Source organism: Bradyrhizobium sp. MOS002 (assembly GCF_003020115.1).
Taxonomy (GTDB): domain Bacteria; phylum Pseudomonadota; class Alphaproteobacteria; order Rhizobiales; family Xanthobacteraceae; genus Bradyrhizobium.
In genome coordinates, this window is the sequence record NZ_PYFX01000006.1 from 88,497 (window position 1) to 108,850 (window position 20,354).

The 20,354-nt window shown below is 65.0% G+C and carries 19 protein-coding genes and 1 pseudogene; 15 read left to right on the top strand and 5 right to left on the bottom strand.

The features are described 5' to 3' along the window. The first annotated feature begins 2 nt into the window (after positions 1-2). The 3 genes from C7G41_RS19910 (at position 3) to C7G41_RS19920 (ending at position 3,302) form a co-directional block, all read left to right on the top strand. Positions 3-1,304, top strand: a complete 1,302-nt coding sequence (locus C7G41_RS19910) for a dihydroorotase (protein ID WP_106944358.1) — start codon at positions 3-5, stop codon at positions 1,302-1,304. Between the two features lie 47 nt (positions 1,305-1,351). Then, a complete protein-coding gene (gene plsY, locus C7G41_RS19915) occupies positions 1,352-1,948 on the top strand; it encodes a glycerol-3-phosphate 1-O-acyltransferase PlsY (protein ID WP_106944157.1) in 597 nt (198 codons plus the stop codon). Between the two features lie 145 nt (positions 1,949-2,093). Next, complete coding sequence (locus C7G41_RS19920) at positions 2,094-3,302, top strand: patatin-like phospholipase family protein (protein ID WP_199198487.1); 1,209 nt, start codon at positions 2,094-2,096, stop codon at positions 3,300-3,302. Here the strand turns inward: C7G41_RS19920 and C7G41_RS19925 are convergent. After that, positions 3,294-4,538, bottom strand: coding sequence for an amidase (locus C7G41_RS19925; protein ID WP_106944159.1), 1,245 nt, complete (start codon positions 4,536-4,538; stop codon positions 3,294-3,296). The two genes, C7G41_RS19920 and C7G41_RS19925, sit on opposite strands and share 9 nt — an antisense overlap. A 172-nt stretch (positions 4,539-4,710) precedes the next feature. On the opposite strand from C7G41_RS19925, the gene C7G41_RS19930 reads away from it, so the two are divergent. Next, positions 4,711-5,682, top strand: a complete 972-nt coding sequence (locus C7G41_RS19930; RefSeq protein ID WP_106944160.1) for an ABC transporter substrate-binding protein — start codon at positions 4,711-4,713, stop codon at positions 5,680-5,682. 84 nt (positions 5,683-5,766) lie between these two features. Beyond that, positions 5,767-6,908, top strand: a pseudogene (gene dprA, locus C7G41_RS19935) (DNA-processing protein DprA). Here dprA and C7G41_RS19940 read toward each other — a convergent pair. Continuing rightward, positions 6,905-7,315, bottom strand: a complete 411-nt coding sequence (locus C7G41_RS19940) for a helix-turn-helix domain-containing protein (RefSeq protein ID WP_106944161.1) — start codon at positions 7,313-7,315, stop codon at positions 6,905-6,907. The pseudogene dprA and the gene C7G41_RS19940 overlap by 4 nt on opposite strands. An 83-nt stretch (positions 7,316-7,398) precedes the next feature. Here C7G41_RS19940 and C7G41_RS19945 point away from each other — a divergent pair, with 83 nt between their 5' ends. Beyond that, positions 7,399-8,007, top strand: coding sequence for an FMN-dependent NADH-azoreductase (locus C7G41_RS19945; RefSeq protein WP_106944162.1), 609 nt, complete (start codon positions 7,399-7,401; stop codon positions 8,005-8,007). 72 nt (positions 8,008-8,079) lie between these two features. Here the strand turns inward: C7G41_RS19945 and C7G41_RS19950 are convergent, their stop codons facing one another. Then, positions 8,080-8,262: a hypothetical protein gene (locus C7G41_RS19950; RefSeq protein ID WP_106944163.1), complete on the bottom strand. Its 183-nt coding sequence runs from the start codon at positions 8,260-8,262 to the stop codon at positions 8,080-8,082. 175 nt (positions 8,263-8,437) lie between these two features. Beyond that, positions 8,438-9,211, bottom strand: a complete 774-nt coding sequence (locus C7G41_RS19955) for an SDR family oxidoreductase (RefSeq protein ID WP_199198488.1) — start codon at positions 9,209-9,211, stop codon at positions 8,438-8,440. Positions 9,212-9,332: 121 nt separating this feature from the next. On the opposite strand from C7G41_RS19955, the gene C7G41_RS19960 reads away from it, so the two are divergent. Further along, on the top strand, positions 9,333-9,803 hold the full coding sequence (locus C7G41_RS19960; protein ID WP_106944359.1) for a helix-turn-helix domain-containing protein: 471 nt from the start codon (positions 9,333-9,335) through the stop codon (positions 9,801-9,803). 288 nt (positions 9,804-10,091) lie between these two features. Here the strand turns inward: C7G41_RS19960 and C7G41_RS19965 are convergent, their stop codons facing one another. Then, entirely contained in the window at positions 10,092-10,331 is a 240-nt protein-coding gene (locus C7G41_RS19965) for a hypothetical protein (protein WP_106944360.1), read from the bottom strand. Positions 10,332-10,557: 226 nt separating this feature from the next. Between C7G41_RS19965 and topA the strand changes: the two genes are divergently transcribed. The 8 genes from topA (at position 10,558) to C7G41_RS20005 (ending at position 20,312) form a co-directional block, all read left to right on the top strand. Continuing rightward, positions 10,558-13,302, top strand: coding sequence for a type I DNA topoisomerase (gene topA / locus C7G41_RS19970; protein ID WP_106944165.1), 2,745 nt, complete (start codon positions 10,558-10,560; stop codon positions 13,300-13,302). Positions 13,303-13,309: 7 nt separating this feature from the next. Further along, positions 13,310-15,661 carry a ribonuclease R gene (gene rnr / locus C7G41_RS19975; RefSeq protein WP_106944166.1) on the top strand — a complete coding sequence of 784 codons (2,352 nt, stop codon included), beginning with the start codon at positions 13,310-13,312 and terminating at the stop codon, positions 15,659-15,661. After that, positions 15,655-16,089 (top strand): DUF983 domain-containing protein, encoded by a 435-nt coding sequence (locus C7G41_RS19980; protein ID WP_106944167.1) that lies wholly within the window; start codon positions 15,655-15,657, stop codon positions 16,087-16,089. The genes rnr and C7G41_RS19980 overlap by 7 nt, the downstream gene beginning before the upstream one ends. A 32-nt stretch (positions 16,090-16,121) precedes the next feature. After that, complete coding sequence (locus C7G41_RS19985) at positions 16,122-16,874, top strand: NUDIX hydrolase (protein ID WP_106944168.1); 753 nt, start codon at positions 16,122-16,124, stop codon at positions 16,872-16,874. A gap of 159 nt (positions 16,875-17,033) precedes the next feature. Next, positions 17,034-18,359 carry an LLM class flavin-dependent oxidoreductase gene (locus C7G41_RS19990; protein WP_106944169.1) on the top strand — a complete coding sequence of 442 codons (1,326 nt, stop codon included), beginning with the start codon at positions 17,034-17,036 and terminating at the stop codon, positions 18,357-18,359. A 124-nt stretch (positions 18,360-18,483) separates the two neighbouring features. Next, the gene (gene rpmG, locus C7G41_RS19995; protein WP_007603295.1) at positions 18,484-18,651 is read left to right on the top strand and encodes a 50S ribosomal protein L33; all 168 of its coding nucleotides are present in this window, start codon (positions 18,484-18,486) and stop codon (positions 18,649-18,651) included. Between the two features lie 243 nt (positions 18,652-18,894). Next, entirely contained in the window at positions 18,895-19,449 is a 555-nt protein-coding gene (locus tag C7G41_RS20000) for a hypothetical protein (protein WP_199198489.1), read from the top strand. Positions 19,450-19,643: 194 nt separating this feature from the next. Further along, positions 19,644-20,312 carry a helix-turn-helix domain-containing protein gene (locus C7G41_RS20005; protein ID WP_106944170.1) on the top strand — a complete coding sequence of 223 codons (669 nt, stop codon included), beginning with the start codon at positions 19,644-19,646 and terminating at the stop codon, positions 20,310-20,312. Positions 20,313-20,354 lie beyond the last annotated feature (42 nt).

The following is a 20,354-nucleotide window of genomic DNA, read 5'->3' on the forward strand; positions in this document are numbered from 1 at the left end:
TCATGTTGACCGATCGCCGACCCATCCTGCTCGCCAACGCCCGCGTCGTCGACCCCAGCAGGGATTTCGATGGCCCCGGCGATGTCCTCATTGCCGACGGCATCATCCGGGAGACCCGCCGCGGCATTGGCGCTGCCGGCGTCCCCGAGGGCACCGACGTCGTCAACTGCGCCGGCAAGATCGTCGCACCCGGCCTGATCGACATGCGCGCCTTCGTCGGCGAGCCCGGCTTCAGCCATCGCGAGACCTTTGCCTCCGCGAGCCAAGCGGCTGCGACCGGCGGCATCACCACCATCATCTGCCAGCCCGACACGTCGCCCGTCATCGACAATTCGGCGACCGTCGACTTCGTGATGCGCCGCGCCCGCGACACCGCGATCGTCAACATCCAGCCGATGGCTGCGCTCACCAAAGGCATGCACGGCGAGGAGATGACCGAGTTCGGCCTTCTCAAGGCAGCCGGCGCGATCGCCTTCAGCGACAGCGACAAAAGCGTGACCAATGCGCAGGTGATGCGCCGCGCGCTGACCTACGCGCGCGATTTCGACGCGCTGATCGTGCACTACACCGAGGATCCCAACCTCGTCGGCGAAGGCGTGATGAACGAGGGCGAGTTCGCGTCGCGGCTCGGACTGATGGGTATCCCGAACGCGGCGGAGGCCGTGATGCTCGAGCGCGACATGCGCCTGGTCGCGCTCACCGGCGGCCGCTATCACGCGGCCTCGCTGACCTGCATCGAATCGCTCGACGTCCTCCGGCGCGCCCGCGACGCCGGCCTCGCCGTGACCGCCTCGGCCTCGATCAACCACCTTGCGCTGAACGAGAACGACATCGGCCCTTACCGTTCGTTCCTGAAGCTGTCGCCGCCGCTGCGCACCGAGGACGACCGTCGCGCGCTGGTCGCAGCCGTCGCCTCCGGCCTGATCGACGTCATCATGTCCGACCACAATCCGCAGGACGTCGAGGTCAAGCGTCTGCCTTTCGCGGAAGCAGCCCCCGGCGCTATTGGGCTGGAGACCATGCTCCCGGCGGGCCTTCGCCTCGTGCACAATGACGAGCTGGACCTCAAGACGCTGATCCGGGCGATGTCGACGCGGCCGGCCGAGATCCTGGGCTTGCCTGGCGGAACCCTGCGTCCAGGCAGCCCGGCCGACGTCATCGTGATCGACCCCGATGTGCCCTGGGTGGTCGATCCCGCCGACCTCAAATCGCCCTGCAAGAACACCCCGTTCGACGAGGCCCGCTTTACAGGCCGCGTGGTGCGCACCATTGTCGGCGGACGGACGGTATACGAGCATGTCTGACATGCGGAGCTGCAGCCAGGGAATTTGCAGACAGGGAATTTGCAGACATGGCGCTTGAATTGTTTCTGCCGGTGGCTTTCGTCATCGGATATTTGCTCGGCTCGATTCCGTTCGGACTGATCCTGACCAGGCTCGCCGGCACGCAGGATATTCGCTCGATCGGCTCGGGCAGCATCGGCGCCACCAATGTGCTGCGCACCGGACGGAAGAGCCTGGCCGCGGCGACCCTGCTGCTCGACGCGCTCAAGGGCACCGTGGCGGTGGTAATCGCCGGCTACATCGCCGGTCCCAACGCCGCGATGCTGGCCGGGCTCGGCGCATTCCTCGGCCATCTCTTTCCGATCTGGCTCAAGTTCCGCGGCGGCAAGGGTGTCGCCGTCTATATCGGCGTCATGCTCGGGCTGTTCTGGCCGGCCGCTGTTGTGTTCTGCCTGCTCTGGTTGGCGACCGCCTTCACCGCCCGCTATTCCTCGCTCTCGGCCCTGGTCGCCTCGTTCATCACCCCGCTGTTCCTGTTGTGGTTCGGCCAGCCCGCACTCGCGGCGCTCGGGGCGGTGTTAACGCTGCTGCTGTTCTACGCTCATCGCGAGAACATCAAGCGGCTGCAATCGGGCAAGGAAAGCCGGATCGGCGAGAAGGCATAAGCCGGGAATCCACGGATACCGCGGCACCCCTTCTGCATTATATCGCAAATGATGTTCGCAACTTGCAGCCGAATCACGGCTGTATGGACGAACGGGTTCCTGGCTTGGCCCTGATCGTGGGCATGGCTCTACGCGGTTGCTCAGAATGAGCGAGAAGATTGTCAGCGCGCAAGACGATGGCGATTTGCAAGGTGCTGCCTGCACCGCGGCAAGCCGGCTGCTCTCGACAACGGACATCTGGTCCGATGTTCCCTCGCCGCTTGTCGCACCAGCGCCTGCTTCCGTCTCGCCACCACCGCGCGAGCCCGATCCGATCGTCGAAGCGCTGAAACCGGTCGAAACTGTTACGGCCGCCGCCATCACGCACGATCGGGCGCCGGGACAATGGCCGCCGCGAAAATTGTCACTGGCCCTTCAGGGCGGCGGCACCTTCGCCGCCTTCACGTGGGGCGTGCTGGAGCGTCTCCTCGAAGAGCCATCCATCGCGATCGACAACATCAGCGGCGCCAGTGCCGGCGCGATCAACGCGCTGCTGCTCGCTTCCGGTTTCGCCGAGGGCGGCCGTGAAGGCGCGCGCGCGCGGCTGAACCGGTTCTGGATCCGGCTGATGCACGAGGCCTCGTTCCGATCGCTGATGCTGATCGGCGGCTTCTCGCCGGCGGGAAGCTCGGTCGCGTTCGGTCCAACGCTGCGCTCCGGCCAGTTCGATCCGTTCGATCTCGATCCGCTGCGCCAGGCGCTGTCGCGCGACATCAACTTTTCCGCCTTGCGCGACGCGCGCTGCCCCAAGCTGCTGATCGCGGCGACGCGGATCCGCGACGGACAGCAGCAGATCTTTCGCAATGACGCTGTTACCGCCGACGTCGCGCTGGCCTCGACCTGTCCACCGCTGGTTCATTGCGCGGTGGAGATCGACGGCGAGGCTTATTGGGACGGCGGCCTCGGCGGCAATCCGCCCCTGCTGCGGCTCGTGCAGGACACGACGAGCAGCGAAATCCTGCTGGTCCAGGTCACGCCAGCGCGGGACAGCTACGTGCCGATCACGCTCGCCGCGATCGACCGCAGGCTGGACCAGATCGCGGCCAACGCCGCCCTCAATGCCGAGATCGCGGCGATGGAATGGGCGCAGTCGCAGGCCGCATCGTCGTTGCGCCTTTCCAGGATCGCCGCAGAGGATTTCGTCGACGGCCTGGCGCAGCGCTCGTCCACCGATCTCGGCCGCGGCTTCATTCGCGCGCTTCACCGCAGCGGCCGCGAGGCCGCCGGGCGCTGGCTCGGGCAAGATGCAGATCACAGTGCAGCGCCGGCCGCATCCGGCCAGCGCATCGTTGCCCTCGAACCTGTGCTAGCCTGATTTCGCCAGCGCCTGCTCCAGGAACCACGCCGTCGCCAGCGCATGCGCGTCGTTGCCGAAGCGCGCGATCACCTGCACGCCGATCGGCAGGCCGTTGGCCTTGAGCACCGGCACGTTGACGCAAGGGTTGCCCATCAACGTCCAGAGCCGGTTGTAGCGGGGGTCGCCGGTGCTCGCGAGCTCCTTGGCCGGCGGCGTGCCCGGCGCCGAATAGGTGAGCAGCACGTCGAACCCCTCGAACAATTCGCCAAGCTCGCGGCGGCCACGGCGGCTGATCCGGCGTGCATCGTCGTAGTCCTTGGGTGTGAGACCGACCGTCGCATCGAGACTGGCGCGCAGCATCGGCGCGATCTCGTCGTGACGTTCGGAAAATTCCCAGGCGAGCGCGCGATGCGCCTCAAAATCCTGGATGATCGGGTGGATGCGCCAGGCCTCCTGCACCGCCTGCGGCAGATCGATCGTCTTCACGCTGGCGCCAGCCTTCTCGGCGGCCTTGATCGCGGCTTGCAGCCCTTCCTCGGCGGCCGGCTCCACCGCACCGGCGAACTCCTGCCTGACCACGCCGATGCGCGGCGCCTTCGCCGGGACGATTCCGGCGAATTCGGTGCGGCCGGTCATCGCGAGCAGTCCGCGCGCGAGATCTTCCGCGCGCGCGCCGAACAGGCCGACCGTGTCGAGCGCCCACGAATAGCATTTGACGCCGACGGTCGGCAGCATCCGGAACGACGGCTTGATCGCGGCGGTCCCGCAATAGGCCGCAGGCCGGATCACCGAACCGCCGGTCTGGGTACCCAGCGCCAGCGGGATCATGCCGGCACCGACGGCGGCGGCCGAGCCTGAGGACGAGCCGCCCGGCGTATGGCCGAGATTATGCGGATTGAGCGTCGGGGTCGGATCGCGTGAGGCGAACGCCGTGGTCGTGGTCTTGCCGATCACGGTGGCGCCCGCCCGCTTCAGCATCATCACAACAGGCGCGTCCGCGCGCGGCTGCCAGCCGCGATAGATCTCCGAGCCCATCTCGGTCGGCATATTGGCGGTGTCGATGATGTCCTTGATTCCGACCGCAATGCCGCGCAGCGGGCCGGAGGCTTGCGCCTTTGCAGACTTGTCGTGACGGACGAAGGCGTGGACCTCCTGCTCCCTGGCCTCGATGGCCGCGTGCGATTGCGCGATGGCGGCCTCAGGCGAAAGCTCGCCCGCTTCGATGCGGCGCTGGAGGTCGGCGAGTGAGATCATGGCAAGCCCCTTGGTATGGGCCTTGCTTTTAGCATCGCAAGGTGGTTGCGCAAGCAGACCTGAGTGCACCACTCAGCCATCATGCCCTGTGACTCGACCTGGTCATTGACCTGGTTGGACCAATGTCGAAAAATGCGGCCTTTCCGCCGGAGTAACAGCGATCAAACGTGGCATGGAACGACGCGCATTCATCACTTTCTCTGGCGGGGCATTGGCCTGGGCCACGGTGGCGCGCGCTCAGCAAGGCAAGCGCATCCCGCGGGTCGGCCTTTTCCTGCCGCCACCGCGAAATTCGGAGGTCGACGCATTCCTCGTGGCGCTTCGCGGTCTCGGTTGGGTTGAGGGCGAGAATGTTCACGTTGAATATCGCGACGCCGACGGCGACGACAACCGGCTTCCTGCGCTGGCTGCTGAACTGGTCGCGCTCGGCGTCGACGTTCTCGTGACAGCCACATTTCCAGGGATTCTCGCCGCGCACCGTGCGACGACCACAGTTCCGACCGTGATGATCGTGGGCCCCGATCTGGTGACCTTGGGCCTCGCGGCCAGCATGGCTCATCCCGGCGGCAACACGACGGGACAAACCTTTTTCCTCACAGAATTAGCTGCCAAGCGGTTAGAGGTGCTTGCGAGCATAGCTCCTTCGATGACCCGCGTAGGGGTGCTCATGCAACGAGGCAACCCCCTGAATAACGGCACAATCAGTGCCATGGCGACCGCCGCGTCGGCAATGAAGGTGGAGTTGCGACCGATCGAGGTTGGCATCCCCGGCGACCTCGACGACGCATTGGCCATCGTCGGCTCCACCGCTATGGACGGTCTCGTGGTCACCGACGCCAATGCGTTTGTCACCAACTCGTCATTGGTCGCCGCGATTGTCGACAAGTGCCGCGTGCCGTCGATTGCCGCACCCGTCGTCGCATCCCGGGCGGGCGCGCTGCTCGGGTACGGGGTGGATTTCACCGCCATGTTTCGCGGTGCCGCTGTTTTCGTCGACAAGATATTGAAGGGCGCCAACCCGGCCAACATCCCGATTGAGCAGCCGACCCTGTTTAGGACGGTCATCAACCTGAAGACCGCCAAGACGCTGGGCCTCGAGATACCGCAGTCGATGCAGGTGCGCGCGGACGAGGTCATCGAATAGTAGCGCCGACTTCTCCTCCTCCGTCCATGATTGGGGCGACAAAAACAAGGGCACCCCTGTTGCGCAACGCCCTCAGGTTGTTCCATGCTGCGCCTGCAAGGAGCCGCCGTGGACGCCATCAATCCAAGCGTGGAGCTGACCGAGGCCGACAGGGTCGACCGCCTGCGGCTGATCCGGTCCGACAATGTCGGGCCGCGCACTTTCCGGTCGCTGGTCGATCATTTCGGCACGGCGCGCGCAGCGCTGGAGCGGCTGCCGGATCTCGCACGCCGCGGCGGCGCGCAGCGATCGGCGCGCATCTGTAGCGCCGACGAGGCGAAAGCCGAGCTCGCCGCGAGCCGCAAGTTCGGTATTGCCTGGCTCGCCCCCGGCGAGGACGGCTATCCGGCCCGGCTGACAACGCTCGACGATGCGCCGCCGCTGCTCGCCGTGCGCGGCGACACTGCGACGCTGATGCGGCCGATGATCGCGATCGTCGGCTCGCGCAACGCCTCCGGTGCCGGCTTGAAATTGCCGGTCAGCTCGCCCGCGAGCTTGGCGAAGCCGGCTTCGTCGTCATCTCCGGCCTCGCCCGCGGCGTCGACCAGGCCGCGCACCGCGCCAGCGTCGAGAGCGGGACCATCGCCGTGCTCGCCGGCGGCCATGACTGCATCTATCCGCCGGAGCATGGCGATCTGCTGGCCTCGATCCTCGACCGCAAGGGTGCCGCGATCTCCGAGATGCCGCTCGGCCACGAGCCGCGCGCCCGCGACTTCCCCCGCCGCAACCGGCTGATCTCGGGCGCCGCGCTCGGCGTGGTCGTGGTGGAGGCGGCGCACCGCTCGGGCTCGCTGATCACCGCGCGCATGGCCGCCGAACAGGGACGCGAAGTGTTCGCGGTGCCGGGCTCGCCGCTCGATCCGCGCGCCGCGGGCACCAACGATCTGATCAAGCAGGGCGCGACGCTCGTCACCGAAGCCGCCGACGTCGTCGACGCGGTCGCACCGATCATGGAGCGGCCGCTGATGCGCACCGCGAGCGAGCCCGACAGCGAGCCGTTCGAAAGCGATCCGCAAGGACACGACCGCGATCAGATCACCGGCCTGCTCGGCCCTGCCCCTGTCACGATCGATGATCTCGTGCGGATGTCCGGCGCCTCGCCTGCCATCGTGCGCACCGTGCTCTTGGAGCTCGAGCTCGCCGGCCGGCTCGAACGCCACGGCGGCGGCTTGGTCTCGCTGCTTTAAGGAGTGTTCCGCTCGTCGAAGCGCGTGCGCGCCGAGGCGATCTGCTCCTGATGCGTGATCGCCCATTCGCCGAGTGCCTTCACCGGCTGTTGCAGGCCGCGGCCGAGATCGGTCAGCTCGTAATCGACGCGCGGCGGAATGGTCGGGAAGATCGTGCGGGTGACCAGACCGTCACGTTCGAGCCCGCGCAGCGTCAAGGTCAGCATCCGCTGTGAGATGCCGTTGATCATGCGCTTGAGCTCGTTGAAGCGCTTGGGTCCATCACTCAGCATCATGATGACGAACACGCTCCATTTGTCGCCCACGCGCGCGAGGATCGAGGCGACGCCACGGCAGTCCGCGTGGTCGCGATCCGGCATCGGCGTCGCAGTCAAATCGATGTGCGCAGGTTTCAAGGATGTGCCCATGGCTCAAAAAGGTGCGTTCTTGCGGGGATTTCAATAGTCACTCATGTAGCTCTGGTTACAAACTTATACCAGGGTGACCCCGAATGAAACTCCTCCACATCGACTCCAGCGTGCTCGGCCCCCACTCCGTTTCCCGGCAGGTCTCCGCCGCCATCGTCGACCGTCTCAGGCAGACGACGCCATCTCTCGACATCGTCTATCGCGACCTGACGCAGAGCCCGCTCGCCCATCTCTCCGGCTCGCATCTGGCGGCCGCGCAAGGCGCGCCCGCGCCGGCGGAACTCGGCCCCGACCTCGCCGCCAGCAAGGCCGCGCTTGACGAATTCCTGGCCGCCGACATCGTCGTGATCGGGGCGCCCATGTACAATTTCACGATTCCCAGCCAGCTCAAGGCCTGGATCGACCGGGTCCTGGTGGCGGGGAAGACATTCAGCTACGGCGCGAACGGACCGCAGGGCCTTGCCGGCGCCAAGCGCGTGATCTTCGCGATCTCGCGCGGGGGCTATTACGGCGCAGGCTCGCCCGCCGCGTCGCTGGAGCACCTCGAAAGCTATCTGCGCGGCGTGTTCGGCTTCATGGGCATCCATCATCCCGAATTCATCAGCGCCGATGGAATCCAGGTCGGGCCGGAGCATCGCGAGAAGTCGCTCGCAAGCGCGCTCGAGGCGGCAACCGCCCTGCGCGCGGCCTGAGCCAGCGCGCACATCGTCAGCCGCCGCAACATCGCCTGCGGCGGCTGATCGACGGGTGCGCGATCGGCGAAGCTAAAACCAGGCGCCCTGAATGCCGAGGATGACGGCGACGAGCGAGACGAACAGGCCAATGCCGGCAAAAAGAGCGACCCCGATGAATTCGGAAGTGTCGGAACGCTTGGCGGGAATGGCGGAGTTTTCGGTGTAAATACGCGGTGCTGAAATCGGGGAAATAATACGAGCTGCCTTTGGCATATCGGGCTCCCTTGAAAATGAGTCTTCGCGACCCCTGCCCATAAAAGGGTCTTGGCAGCCCAAGCGAAGGTTCAACGCCTCACGCAAGGTTCAGAAAATACAGCTCGCGAGGCGTGGGAACCGGCCGGCGCAACCGGTTGCGTGCGCCGACCGATTCAATTTTCACTTCAATTGATCAGCCGCGATAGATCGGCGCGCCGCTTGGAGAGGCCACCGCGCCGCCGTCGACGAAGATTTCCTCGCCCTGCACATGCGCGGAATCGTCGGAGGCGAGGAACAGCACCGTCTTCGCCACGTGATCTGTTTCACCAATGCGCCCCAGCGGCGTCGTCAGCGCGATCCGCTTCTCGAATGCCTTCTCGGCTTCCGGTGTGGCAGTCGCAGGTCCCCAGATCGGCGTGCGGATCGCACCGGGCGCGACCACGTTGACGCGAATGCCCCGCGGCGACAGCTCCGAGGCCATGATCCGCGCCATTGCCCGCACGCCGGCCTTGGCGGCGCCATACGCCGAATAGCCGGGAATGCCGAGCACGGAGATCACCGAGCCGCTGAGGATGATCGAGGCGTTGTCGTTGAGATAAGGCAGCGCGGACTGCACGGTGAAGAACACGCCGGTCAGATTGGTGCTGATGACCTTCTCGAAAACCTCCAGCGTGGCCGAACCCAGCGGCGTCCCGCCGGCGATGCCGGCATTGGCGAACACGATGTCGAACTTGCCGAACTTTTCGGCGCCCTTCTTGATCGCGGCTTCGGTCGCGGCAATGTCGGTGGCGTCGGCCGCCAGCGCGAGCGCGTTCGGCCCGAGCTCTTTCGCGGCCGCCTCGAGCGTCTCCTTGTTGCGTCCGGTGATCACCACCTTGGCGCCCTCGGCCACGAACAGCTTTGCCGTTGCCAGTCCAATGCCGCTATTGCCGCCGGTGATCAGGGCCGTCTTGTTCTTCAGTCTCACGTTCGCCTCCAGTGGTTGCATCATAAAACGATGATTGCCATCTAGGCCATCTGGTTTTATGATGCAACCACACGAGCGCGTGATCGGCGACAAGGCCGTGCGATCGCGAAAGGACCGGACCATGGTGAAAAGGACGAGCTTCGAGGGCGATGCCTGCCCGATCGCACGCTCGCTGGAAGCGATCGGCGACTGGTGGTCGCTGCTGATCATCCGCGAGGCGCTGTTCGGCCTGCGCCGCTTCGGCGAGTTTCAGAGCAAGCTCGGCATGGCCAAGAACATCTTGTCGGCCCGGCTGCGCGCGCTGGTCGACCACGGCATCCTGACCACGGCCCCCGCCTCCGACGGCAGCGCCTACCAGGAATATGTGTTGACGGAAAAGGGCCGCGGCACTTTCCCGATCCTGGTGGCCCTGCGGCAATGGAGCGAGGAATTCGACGATCGGCCGTCGGAGATCGCGACCATCCTGGTCGACCGCGCCAAAGGCCGACCGGTGAAGAAGCTCGAACTACGCGCCGAGGATGGGCGATTGCTCAGTACCGCGGATACGATGCTGAAGCCGCGTCCGGCGCCGCGCCGGCGGTCGGCGGGATAAGGATACACCGCCACCCCAACCGTCATTGCGAGCGCAGCGAAGCAATCCAGAGTCTTTCCGCGGTGGGATTCTGGATTGCTTCGCTGCGCTCGCAATGACAACTTTGGTGCAGCGTGCTCCCGTCTCTCGCCGTCATCCTGAGGTGCTCGTCCTGCAAAGCAGGGCGAGCCTCGAAGGACGACGGCCCGGCTGCATCCCGGCCGCTCATCCTTCGAGGCCACTCACGCCTCCAGCGACGAGCGCTACGCGCTCGCGCGGGGATGACGGGTCTGATACTGGCCGGTGCCGCTACGACAGCCTGCGCTTGCTCCGCAGCCGCAGATGCTCGTCGGCCTCGAGCTTGGTCATTCCCAGGAGATAATGCAGCACGTCGAGCTTGTGCCGCTCGGCGAGCTTGCGCAGTGCCCCGACCTGCTCGGCGATGAAGGCGACCGCCTCCTCGACGCCGCCCTCCCCCGGTTCCTCGTGACGCCAACCTCCCGCCGCGCGCGATGCGGCGCCCGCCCGTTTCTTTCCTGGCTTAGTCACCAGCCCCACCCGAATCCATGCCCCGCAGAAGCATTACGCCCACATCGACCGCAACTCAAAGGTGGTATTTTGCAACTTTCTCGATATGAAACTTTTCCCATCGGAATGGCTTTCAACACCCCTCGATTTGACAGCGACGGCCTCACCACCCATGTTCGGGACGAAAGGGCCGACCCGAATCTCATCGAATTCGGCCCCAAATTTCCCCATAAGTTACTGGAACTACATGAATATCGTCATTGTGGAGTCGCCGGCGAAAGCCAAGACGATCAACAAGTATTTGGGCTCGTCCTACGAGGTTCTGGCCTCGTTTGGCCATGTCCGCGACTTGCCCGCGAAGAACGGCTCCGTCGATCCCGACGCCAATTTCAAGATGATCTGGGAGATCGACCCCAAGGCGGCCGGCCGGCTCAACGACATTGCCAAGTCCCTCAAGAACGCTGACCGCCTGATTCTCGCCACCGACCCTGATCGCGAGGGCGAGGCCATCTCCTGGCACGTGCTGGAGGTCCTGAAAGAGAAGCGCGCGATCAAGGACCACAAGATCGAGCGCGTGGTGTTCAACGCCATCACCAAGCAGGCGGTCACGGACGCGATGAAGAATCCGCGCCAGATCGATGGTGCGCTGGTCGACGCCTATATGGCGCGCCGCGCGCTGGACTATCTGGTCGGCTTCACCCTCTCCCCCGTGCTGTGGCGCAAGCTGCCGGGCGCCCGCTCGGCGGGCCGCGTGCAATCGGTGGCGCTGCGGCTGGTCTGCGACCGAGAGCTCGAGATCGAAAAGTTCGTTGCGCGCGAGTATTGGTCGCTGATCGCGACCCTGCTGACGCCGCGCGGCGACGCCTTTGAGGCACGTCTCGTCGGCGCCGACGGCAAGAAGATCCAGCGCCTCGACATCGGCACCGGCGCGGAAGCCGAGGACTTCAAGAAGGCGCTGGAAGCCGCCAGCTACGCCGTGACCACGGTCGATGCCAAGCCGGCCCGGCGCAATCCGCAGGCGCCCTTCACCACCTCGACGCTGCAGCAGGAAGCCAGCCGCAAATACGGCTTTGCGCCGGCGCACACCATGCGCATCGCGCAGCGGCTCTATGAAGGCATCGACATCGGCGGCGAGACCACCGGACTCATTACTTATATGCGTACCGACGGCGTGCAGATCGATCCGTCCGCGATCACCCAGGCACGCAAGGTGATCGGCGAGGATTACGGCAACGCCTATGTGCCGGACGCGCCGCGCCAGTACCAGGCCAAGGCCAAGAACGCCCAGGAAGCCCACGAAGCGATCCGGCCGACCGACATGTCGCGGCGTCCCGACAGCATGAGCCGCAAGCTCGAGTCCGATCAGGCGAGACTCTATGAACTGATCTGGAAGCGCACCATCGCGAGCCAGATGGAATCGGCCGAGCTGGAACGCACCACGGTCGACATCACGGCGAAGGTCGGCGGCCGCACGCTGGACCTGCGCGCCACCGGCCAGGTCGTCAAGTTCGACGGCTTCCTCGCACTGTATCAGGAAGGCCGCGACGACGAGGAGGACGAGGATTCCCGCCGCCTGCCCGCGATGAGCCCGAACGACGCGCTGAAGCGGCAGTCGCTCGCCGTCACCCAGCACTTCACCGAGCCGCCGCCGCGCTTCTCCGAGGCCTCGCTGGTCAAGCGCATGGAAGAGCTCGGCATCGGCCGGCCCTCGACCTATGCCTCGATCCTCCAGGTCCTCAAGGACCGCGGCTACGTCAAGCTCGAGAAGAAGCGCCTGCACGGCGAGGACAAGGGCCGTGTCGTGGTCGCGTTCCTCGAAAGCTTCTTTGCCCGCTACGTCGAATACGACTTCACCGCTAATCTGGAAGAGCAGCTCGACCGCATCTCCAACAACGAGATCTCCTGGCAGCAGGTGCTGAAGGATTTCTGGACCGGCTTCATCGGCGCGGTCGACGAGATCAAGGATCTGCGCGTGGCGCAGGTGCTGGACGTGCTCGACGACATGCTCGGACAGCACATCTACCCGCCCCGCACCGATGGCGGCGACATCAGGCAATGCCCGAGCTGCGGCAACGGACGGCTCAATCTCAAGGCCGGCAAGTTCGGCGCCTTCGTCGGCTGCTCGAACTATCCGGAATGCCGCTACACCCGTCAGCTCGCCGCCGACGGCGAGGCCACCGCTGACCGTTCGCTCGGCCAGGACCCTGATACGGGTCGCGATGTCTGGGTCAAGGCCGGCCGGTTCGGCCCCTACATCCAGCTCGGCGAGCAGAAGGATTATGCGGAGGGCGAGAAGCCCAGGCGCGCGGGCATTCCGAAGGGGACTTCCCCTGGAGATGTCGAGCTCGATCTCGCGCTCAAGCTGCTGTCGCTGCCGCGCGAGATCGGCAAGCATCCGGAAACCGGTGAGCCGATCACCGCAGGTCTCGGCCGCTTCGGGCCGTTCGTGAAGCACGAGAAGACCTATGCCAGCCTCGAGGCCGGCGACGAAGTGTTCGACATCGGCATAAACCGCGCGGTGACGCTGATCGCGGAGAAGATCGCCAAGGGCCCGAGCCGACGCTTCGGCGCCGATCCCGGCAAGGCGATCGGCGATCATCCCACCCTCGGCACCGTCACGGTGAAGGGCGGCCGCTACGGCGCCTATGTCACGGCCGGCGGCGTCAATGCGACGATCCCGAGCGACATCGAGAAAGATGCCATCACGCTGCCGCAGGCGATCGCGCTGATCGACGAGCGCGCGGCCAAGGGCGGCGGCAAGAAGCCGAAGAAGGCGGCGAAGCCCGCCAAGGCCAAGAAGGCTGCGGCCAAGGCCGCCGACGGCGATGACGCCGCGCCAAAAACCAAAAAGCCGGCCGCGAAGAAGGCGGCCAAACCAAAATCCGAATCCACCAGCAAGGCGCGCGCCGCCGTGTCGTCGTCGGCCAAAACGTCGCCGACCAAGGCAGCTGGCGCCAAAGCTCCGGCCAAGAAAAGTGCCGGCACCAAATAGAGGTTAAGTGAAACGCAAGAATGACCGTGGCTTTCCCGACCGGGCAGCCATCGTCGCCTTCATCAAGGCAAATCCCGGAAAGGTCGGAACCCGCGAAATTGCGCGCGAGTTCGGCCTGAAGAACGCCGATCGCGTCGAGCTCAAGCGCATGCTGCGCGAGCTCGCCGACGACGGCCTCGTCAAGAAAAAGCGCCACACGATTTCCGAACCGGACAGCCTGCCGCCGACGCTGGTCGCCGACATCACCGGCCGCGACGCCGACGGCGAGCTCGTCGCCTCCCCGACCGAATGGGACGAGGTCGAAAGCGGCGAACCGCCAAAGATCCTCATCACGATGCCGCGCCGGCCCAAGCCCGGCACCGCGGCCGGCGTCGGCGATCGCGCGCTGCTGCGCATCGAGCGCTCGGATGAGACAGAAGGCCCGGCCTATCGCGGCCACATCATCAAGGTCTTCGACAAGACCAAGAGCCGCATCCTCGGCGTCTTCCGCAGCCTGCCCGAAGGCGGCGGACGGATCATTCCCGTCGACAAGAAGTCCGCCGACCGCGAGCTGAACATCGCCTCGACCGAGACCCACGGCGCGCAGGACGGCGATCTCGTCAGCGTCGACATCATCCGCTCGCGCGGCTTTGGGCTGGCGTCAGGCCGCGTCAAGGAGAAGCTCGGCTCGGTCAAGTCGGAGAAGGCGATCAGCCTGATCGCGATCTACGCGCACGACATCCCCTTGCAATTCCGCCCCGCGGCAGAGCGCGAGGCCGAAGCGGCGGAGCCGGCCAATTTGAAGGGGCGCGAGGACTGGCGCGACGTGCCGCTCGTCACCATCGATCCCCCAGATGCCAAGGATCACGACGACGCGGTGCACGCCCAGCCGGATCCCGATCCCAACAACAAGGGCGGCTTCATCGTCGATGTCGCCATCGCCGACGTGAGCTTCTATGTGCGGCCGGGCACCGCGCTCGACCGCGACGCGCTCGATCGCGGCAACTCGGTCTATTTCCCCGACCGCGTCGTGCCGATGCTGCCCGAGCGCATCTCCAACAATCTGTGCTCGCTGGTGCCGGGCGAGCCGCGGGGCGCGCTCGCGGTGCGGATGATCATCGCTCCGGACGGGCGCAAACGCTCGCACAGCTTCCATCGTATCCTGATGCGCTCCGCGGCCAAGCTGAGTTACGCGCAGGCGCAGGCCGCGATCGACGGGAGGCCGGACGACACCACCGGCCCCCTGCTCGATCCGATCCTGAGGCCGCTCTATGCCGCCTATGCCTGCGTCAAGCGCGCGCGAGACGAGCGCGATCCGCTCAATCTCGATCTGCCCGAGCGCAAGATCCTGTTGAAAAGCGATGGCACGGTCGACCGCGTCGTCGTGCCCGATAGGCTCGACGCGCACAAGCTGATCGAGGAGTTCATGATCCTCGCCAATGTCGCGGCGGCCGAGATGCTCGAGAAGAAATCGCTGCCGCTGATCTATCGCGTGCATGACGAGCCGACACTGGAAAAGGTCCACGCGCTAGCGGAATTCCTGGCCACGCTGGACGTTCCGTTCGCAAAGGGCGGCGCGTTGCGCCCCGCTCTGTTCAACCGCGTGCTGGCCCAGCTCGAAGGCCACGACCACTTTCCGCTGGTGAGCGAGGTCGTGCTGCGCGCCCAGGCGCAGGCCGAATATTCCTCGGAGAATTACGGTCATTTCGGCCTGAACCTGCGCCGCTATGCGCATTTCACCTCGCCGATCCGCCGCTATGCCGACCTCGTCGTGCACCGCGCACTGGTTCGTGCGCTCGGCCTCGGCGAAGGCGCGCTGCCCGACACCGAGACGCCGGAAACTCTCGGCGAGGTCGCAGCCCATATCTCGGTGACCGAGCGCCGCGCGATGAAGGCGGAGCGCGAGACGGTCGACCGCCTGATCGCCCATCACCTCGCCGACCGCATCGGTTCGAGCTTCCAGGGCCGCGTCTCCGGCGTTACGCGCGCTGGCCTGTTCGTCAAGCTCGCCGAGACTGGCGCCGACGGCCTGATCCCGATCCGATCTCTCGGCACGGAATATTTCAACTATGACGAGGGCCGCCACGCCTTGGTCGGCACGCGCAGCGGCACCATGCATCAGCTCGGCGATGTCGTCGACGTCCGCCTGATCGAAGCGGCTCCCATCGCAGGCGCGCTGCGCTTCGAGCTGCTGTCATCGTCCGGCGAGACCGCGCCGCGGGGCCGCAGGGGATCCGGTCCGCAACGCCGCCCCTCGTTCAAGGCCCATCCCGGGCGCAGTCCCGACAAGAAGCGCAAGCCGGACAAGCCGAAGCCCGGCAGGGCGAAAAAGGCCAAAGGAAAAAGCAAGGGCAAGGGCCAGAAGGGCAAGGCATGGTGAGCACGGCCCCGAAGATCTGGACCCGCGAGACCGGCCTCGTCGAGAAGCGCGACGTCTTTGCTGCGATGAGGCGCGGCTTTCGCGGCCGCTGCCCCCGCTGCGGCGAGGGAAAACTGTTCCGCGCCTTCCTGAAGACAGCGGACAATTGCTCAAAATGCGGCCTCGACTTCACGCCGCATCGCGCCGACGATTTGCCCGCCTATCTCGTCATCGTCATCGTCGGTCACATCGTGGTGCCGAGTATTTTGTGGATCGAGACCAACTACACCACGCCGGTCTGGATCAGCTTCGCGGCCTATCTGCCCTTCACCTTCGTCGCTTCGCTCGCACTCCTGCAGCCGGTGAAGGGAGCCGTGGTCGGATTGCAATGGGCTCTGCGCATGCACGGGTTTGACGAGAACCCGACGGATGGTATTCCACCGGTGTAAGCCAAAAAAGCAAAAGTAGTTTGGGTGAGGACATGACGGATACGGCGCAGGCAGCCGACAAGGCCAAAATCCACGAGGGCAAGGAAGCGGACCACCATCCCTATTTCCGCCCGCGGGATGCGGCGACACTGATCCTGGTCGACCGCAGCAGCACAACTCCAAAAGTCCTGGTCGGCAAGCGCCACGACAACGTGGTGTTCATGCCCGGAAAGTTCGTCTTCCCCGGCGGCCGTGTCGACAAGGACGATTATCGCGTGCCGTGCGCGGCGCCCGTCACCGCCGAGCTGGAAGCCAATCTCGCCAGGGGCAGTCCGAAGACGCCGGCCTCCCGCGCGAAGTCGCTGGCGATCGCCGCGATCCGCGAGGCCTGCGAGGAGACCGGCCTCTGCCTCGGGCGCAAGGTCGAGGGCAAGGTACCCAAGCTCGACGGCAACTGGAAGCCGTTCGCGGATGCCGGCCTTTTGCCAGATCCTTCCAGCCTGTTCCTGATCGCGCGCGCGATCACCCCGCCCGGCCGCGTCAAGCGGTTCGACACGCGCTTCTTCACGGCTGACGCCTCCGCGATCACCCATCGCGTCGACGGCGTGATCCATGCCGATGCCGAGCTTGTCGAACTGGTCTGGGTCGAGCTCGGCTCGAAGCCGCTCGCCGATCTGCATCCGATGACGCGCAACGTGCTCAACGAGCTCGACGCGCGCCTCGCCACCGGCCCCTTGCGCCACGATGCGCCGGTGCCGTTCTTCCATTTCTACGGCGGCAAGATGCAGAAGGATATTTTGGGCTGATCTGTCCGTCCGGCTCGCGCCTTGGTGCGCGCCCCGCGAATGACGCGAATGTGCTGAGAGCGCATCGAAAAACAAAATAATCTTCCCGCCTCCCCCGATGGCGGAGTTCCGCGGCATGCCTATGTCTTCCGGAACGACACCAAGAACGGACACCGGGCGATGGCACAACGGCAACTCAAGCTTGGCGCGTTCATGCGCCCGATCAGCATCCACACCGGCGCCTGGCGCTATCCCGGGGCATGGCCGGACGCCAATTTCAACTTCGGCCGCATCAAGACGCTGATCCAGAAGCTCGAGGCCGGCAAGTTCGACGCCTTCTTCATGGCCGATCACCTCGCCGTGCTGAACATGCCGGTCAACGCGCTCAAGCGCAGCCACACGGTCACGTCGTTCGAACCTTTCACGCTGTTGTCGGCGCTCTCGGCCGTCACCGAGCGGATCGGCCTGATCGCAACGGGCTCGACCACGTTCGACGAGCCCTATCACGTCGCGCGGCGCTTCGCCTCGCTCGACCATCTCAGCGGCGGCCGTGCGGGCTGGAACATCGTCACCACCTCGAACCCGGATGCAGCGCTGAATTTCGGCCTCGACGATCACATGGAGCACGCCGAGCGCTACAAGCGCGCCCGCGAGTTCTACGACGTCGTCACCGGCCTGTGGGATTCCTTCGCCGACGACGCCTTCGTGCGCGACGTCGAAAACGGCGTGTTCGTCGATCCCGCGAAGATCCATGTGCTCGACCATCAGGGCAAATATCTGAAAGTGCGCGGTCCCCTCAACATCGCTCGCCCGGTGCAGGGCTGGCCGCTGATCGTGCAGGCCGGCGCCTCCGAGGACGGCAGGCAGCTTGCGGCAGAGACCGCCGAAGCCGTCTTCACCGGCGGCGGCAGCCTCGCCGACAGCCAAAAGCTTTATGCCGACATCAAGGGCCGCATGGAGAAGATCGGCCGCGACCCCGAACACCTCAAGATTCTCCCCGGCGCCTTCGTCGTGGTCGGCGACAGCGTCGACGAGGCCAGGGAGAAGCGCGCGCTGCTCGATAGCCGCGTGCATTACGACAGCGCCATCGCCTCGCTCTCGGTGGTCCTCGGCACGGATGCCTCCGGCTTCGATCCGGATGGCCCTCTCCCCGAAATCCCCGAGACCAATGCCAGCAAGAGCGGCCGCCAGCGCATGGTCGATCTCGCCGCGCGCGACAAGCTCACCGTGCGCCAGCTCGCCCAACGCGTCGGCGGCTATGGCGGGCTATCCTTCGTCGGCACCGCCAAAACCATTGCCGACCAGATGGAGGAATGGCTGGTCGGGCGCGGCTCGGACGGCTTCAACATCATGTTCCCGTTCCTGCCCGCCGGCCTCGACGATTTCGTCGACAAGGTGGTCCCGGAGCTGCAGCGGCGCGGGATTTTCAGGAAAGAGTACGAAGGGCCCACTTTGAGGGAGAATCTGGGACTGCCGCGGCCGAAAAACCGGTTCTTCGAGGGGTAATCGGGCCGATTTGCGCGGTTTTCGACCCCTAAAATCTTGACATCAGGCGGTTTCTGGCTAGGTTGCCGGCCAACGCGGGCCATTTGGCCGGCTCCAGATTCCCTTCATTCCTGAGGTTCTGAACATGGCCAAAGCGGTCACCATCAAGGTCAAGCTCGTGTCCTCGGCCGACACCGGCTTCTACTACGTCGCCAAGAAGAATTCGCGCACCATGACCGACAAGCTGGTCAAGAAGAAGTACGATCCCGTGGCGCGCAAGCACGTCGAATTCCGCGAAGCCAAGATCAAGTAAGAAGATCAAATCAGATCGCGGAACGTTACAGACTTTGACGGGGCCCTCGGGCCCCGTTTTTATTTTGCCCTCCCTCTCGTGTCCCGGACGCACTGCTGCGCCGCGTCCGGGGCACGAGAGCTGAGCTCTGCGCGGTGAGTCATCCGCAGGCGTTTCATCAACCCTCGGTTGCCCACCTCAAAATGTATGTTACCGTGTACTTGCCGGGCGGAATTTCCGTCCCGGATCTGGAAGGACATGGTCATGAGATTCTCATCAAGCCTTGTCGTGCCTTCAGCCGTCGCTGCCTTGTCAACAATCTTGCTGTGCGCGCCGGCAGCGTCGCAAATCCCAACCGGCTCCGCCGCCACGATTCCCCCTGTCACCGTCGACGCGCCGAAACAGGTGGCAAGGCCGCACGTGTCGGAGCGGGAAGCAAACACGACGGCGCTGCGTCGGACGGCGCCAACAGCTCGAACGTCAGCCGCGCGCACGCCTTCGTATGCGCCGGGTTCTGTGATGGGCAGGATTGCCAGCCTGGAGAAAGTTGCAAGCAGCTGCAACGGTGGCTGCGCATCAAGCTTCCCACAGGGCAAGGAGCCCTGGGTTGGATGCAGCGAGTCGGGCGGCAACATAGAGTACGGACCTTTCTCGCCGACCTGCCGAGACACCATCACCCACAAATCCTACCTGGACTGCGTCGAAACCAAGACGTTTCTGGGCGAAAACCGAAACAAGGCCCACTGGTTGTGCAGCAGCCTGGCCGCCGGCAACAGGTTCAAGGTCGCCGATCTCAAGCGGTCAGGACGCACGCGTTAGTCCATACCGTCCGCGTAGCGAACACAGCTACTTCCCCCAATGGGCCGCCAGCGCCCCAAGAGCTGGCGGCTTTTCTCTTCGCCTTGCTCCAGCAACGCTGCGCTCACTACATCGCATTTGATCTCCCTCAATCTTGCTTGCCGGATTCTCCCATAGCCTCAGTTGGGTTCCGCGCAACGCGGGGGGATGAACGAATGCTCGTAAGGAAGCAACAAATTCCGCCCCAACGACCAAGCTCGAGCGAATTGAACGCGCTCGCCGGGCACACTGTGTTTTGCAGTGAATTCAAATATCGGCGTGGCACCGAGATCTTCGGAGAGGCGGAGCCGATCCAATATCTTTACCAGGTCAAGAGCGGGGCGGTTCGAAGCTATAAATTGTTGGCTGACGGTCGCAGGCAGATCATGGCCTTTCATCTGCCCGGTGACATCTTCGGCGTCGAGAACGGTGTAGTTCATAGATTTACCGCCGAGGCGATTGTCGAAACGAATGTCCGTCTGACCGATCGCCAGAACGTCGTCGAGCAAGAATGCGGCGGCGCGACCGCGACGAACAATGTGCTCAGGCTCGTCACGGGCAGCCTTCAACATGCCGAAACTCACATGCTGTTGCTCGGGAGGAAAACGGCAATCGAGAAAGTCGCCGCTTTCTTGATCGAAATGGACGTCCGCTTGACTGCGGCCGGAGTCATGAGCCTTCCCATGAACCGTCGCGATATCGCCGACTATCTGGGGCTGACGCTGGAGACGGTCTCGCGTGCCCTGTCGCAACTCAGGGACCGTGACATTCTCAGCTTCATCGGGCAGTCCCAACGACAAATCGTATTGCGAGATCGAGCAAGACTGACCGATTTCGATCAATAAGCGGAATCGATGCATTTGGCCCGGAGCAGAGCAAGTGTGACC

Excerpts from the sequence above, each read along its gene's own strand:
- C7G41_RS19910 (WP_106944358.1), top strand. The coding sequence starts at position 3 with ATGTTGACCGATCGCCGACCCATCCTGCTCGCCAACGCCCGCGTCGTC.
- plsY (WP_106944157.1), top strand. The coding sequence starts at position 1,352 with ATGGCGCTTGAATTGTTTCTGCCGGTGGCTTTCGTCATCGGATATTTG.
- C7G41_RS19920 (WP_199198487.1), top strand. The coding sequence starts at position 2,094 with ATGAGCGAGAAGATTGTCAGCGCGCAAGACGATGGCGATTTGCAAGGT.
- C7G41_RS19925 (WP_106944159.1), bottom strand. The coding sequence starts at position 4,538 with ATGATCTCACTCGCCGACCTCCAGCGCCGCATCGAAGCGGGCGAGCTT.
- C7G41_RS19930 (WP_106944160.1), top strand. The coding sequence starts at position 4,711 with ATGGAACGACGCGCATTCATCACTTTCTCTGGCGGGGCATTGGCCTGG.
- C7G41_RS19940 (WP_106944161.1), bottom strand. The coding sequence starts at position 7,315 with ATGGGCACATCCTTGAAACCTGCGCACATCGATTTGACTGCGACGCCG.
- C7G41_RS19945 (WP_106944162.1), top strand. The coding sequence starts at position 7,399 with ATGAAACTCCTCCACATCGACTCCAGCGTGCTCGGCCCCCACTCCGTT.
- C7G41_RS19950 (WP_106944163.1), bottom strand. The coding sequence starts at position 8,262 with ATGCCAAAGGCAGCTCGTATTATTTCCCCGATTTCAGCACCGCGTATT.
- C7G41_RS19960 (WP_106944359.1), top strand. The coding sequence starts at position 9,333 with ATGGTGAAAAGGACGAGCTTCGAGGGCGATGCCTGCCCGATCGCACGC.
- topA (WP_106944165.1), top strand. The coding sequence starts at position 10,558 with ATGAATATCGTCATTGTGGAGTCGCCGGCGAAAGCCAAGACGATCAAC.
- C7G41_RS19980 (WP_106944167.1), top strand. The coding sequence starts at position 15,655 with ATGGTGAGCACGGCCCCGAAGATCTGGACCCGCGAGACCGGCCTCGTC.
- C7G41_RS19985 (WP_106944168.1), top strand. The coding sequence starts at position 16,122 with ATGACGGATACGGCGCAGGCAGCCGACAAGGCCAAAATCCACGAGGGC.
- C7G41_RS19990 (WP_106944169.1), top strand. The coding sequence starts at position 17,034 with ATGGCACAACGGCAACTCAAGCTTGGCGCGTTCATGCGCCCGATCAGC.
- rpmG (WP_007603295.1), top strand. The coding sequence starts at position 18,484 with ATGGCCAAAGCGGTCACCATCAAGGTCAAGCTCGTGTCCTCGGCCGAC.
- C7G41_RS20000 (WP_199198489.1), top strand. The coding sequence starts at position 18,895 with ATGAGATTCTCATCAAGCCTTGTCGTGCCTTCAGCCGTCGCTGCCTTG.
- C7G41_RS20005 (WP_106944170.1), top strand. The coding sequence starts at position 19,644 with ATGCTCGTAAGGAAGCAACAAATTCCGCCCCAACGACCAAGCTCGAGC.